At 44.8% G+C, this 1,430-nt stretch carries 4 protein-coding genes; 2 read left to right on the plus strand and 2 right to left on the minus strand.

Annotated elements, in window-relative coordinates; all coding sequences use genetic code 11:
• Together B7Y67_RS18010 and B7Y67_RS18015 are read left to right on the plus strand one after the other, a co-directional pair.
• Positions 1 to 405 (plus strand): FAD:protein FMN transferase (locus B7Y67_RS18010; protein WP_293599808.1); only part of this gene is annotated, 405 nt, incomplete at its 5' end.
• On the plus strand, positions 402 to 818 hold the full coding sequence (locus tag B7Y67_RS18015) for a hypothetical protein (protein WP_293599809.1): 417 nt from the start codon (positions 402 to 404) through the stop codon (positions 816 to 818). The genes B7Y67_RS18010 and B7Y67_RS18015, both read left to right, overlap by 4 nt.
• 69 nt (positions 819 to 887) lie before the next feature.
• Here the strand turns inward: B7Y67_RS18015 and B7Y67_RS18020 are convergent, their stop codons facing one another.
• Positions 888 to 1,100 (minus strand): DUF2892 domain-containing protein, encoded by a 213-nt coding sequence (locus tag B7Y67_RS18020; protein WP_293599810.1) that lies wholly within the window; start codon positions 1,098 to 1,100, stop codon positions 888 to 890.
• A 40-nt stretch (positions 1,101 to 1,140) separates the two neighbouring features.
• On the minus strand, positions 1,141 to 1,430 hold a 290-nt coding region (locus B7Y67_RS18025), incomplete at its 5' end, for a metalloregulator ArsR/SmtB family transcription factor (RefSeq protein WP_367227309.1).

The raw sequence follows: 1,430 nt of genomic DNA on the forward strand, positions 1-1,430 counted from the left end.
GCTGTAGATAGGGCGGTAGAGATCTTATTAGCTGGCGGCATCCAATCAGGATCCGTTAATGCTGGTGGGGATTTACGAGTTTTTGGCGATTGCAGTCAAGACATTCACATTCGTAATCCAGCGAATCCCCATGAACTCATCCACATTGGCAACATCAGGAAGGGTGCGATCGCAACCAGCAGTCTCTACTTTTCAAAGCGCGATGCTGATGCCAAAAGCTATCTGGTCAATCCCCTCAATGATGAGCTTCTTGAATTTTCAGAGTCTTACTCGGTGATCGCAAATCAATGTGTCTACGCAGATGCCTTGACTAAGGTGGTGAGTATTTCTGGGGATACCCAACACCCCTGCTTGAGTCATTTTTCTGCTCAAGCCATCAAAATTCCATACACCCTCAGCTCATGAAAAATACCAGTCGCCTTGGCAAAATGCCAACCTGGCAAAGACATTTTGTAATCATTGCCATGCTGAGCTGCTCACTTACAGGCACAGTCTATTTACTTGGTCATGAATTGCATATTCAACGCGCTATATTGGGTGCCCACTCAGTATTAGCGTGGCATGGCATTACAGCAATCATGGCCACGATGGCTCTGGGTTCGATTTTGCCCGCCCACCTGAAGGCAGGCCTGAAGTCTAAGAGGAAGTTGTGGAGCGGTTTAAGCCAATTGGCTTTTTTAACTACTTTATTAGTTTCGGGGGCTCTGCTCTACTACGGCCCCGAAGAAATTCGAGATCCAGTTATTACAACGCACTGGATGATTGGTGTTGCCTTCTCTACAATCTTTTTACTGCACGGTATTTACACTAAGAAGTGAGAGTACTAGATGGCAATAAGGCACATTGAGTGTTATTTCTCAATGCGCCTTTATCAAACTAAGGAAGACTTACTTACAGCAAGAATCTGCTTCAGATGAAGTTCCACAAGAATTGATTCCCAATAATGGATAAGCTGGGCAGAAACGGAAAATTCCAGTAGCTAAAGGAATTAGTCCAAGCCAGCCCCACCAGCCTACGATACCGTTGGCTACAAGCGCAACCAACACAATACCCACTGAGATTCTTAAGATACGATCGATACCGCCGACGTTACATTTCATATTGCACTCCCTTTAAAAGTAATTAAATGATTCCTGGCAATTACTTCTTACAGTAATGCTTGTAGAGCAAACTCATGACTGCTACAGCAACCTGACTTGATAGGGAGTAGTAAATTTGCTTACCCTCTCTACGTGTTTTCACCAGCTTTTCTTTACGCAACACCGTAAGCTGCTGTGAGAGTGTGGGTTGATGTAAATCTAGAGCAGTCTCTAGCTCACTAACGCATTTTTCCGCTTGGCCGATTTCGCATAAGAGCATCATGCGATCGCGGTTAGATAAGACCTTCATCATCCTGCAAGCATCATCTGCAGATGACTGCATCTTCTTTA

This window comes from Polynucleobacter sp. 35-46-11, from assembly GCF_002281105.1.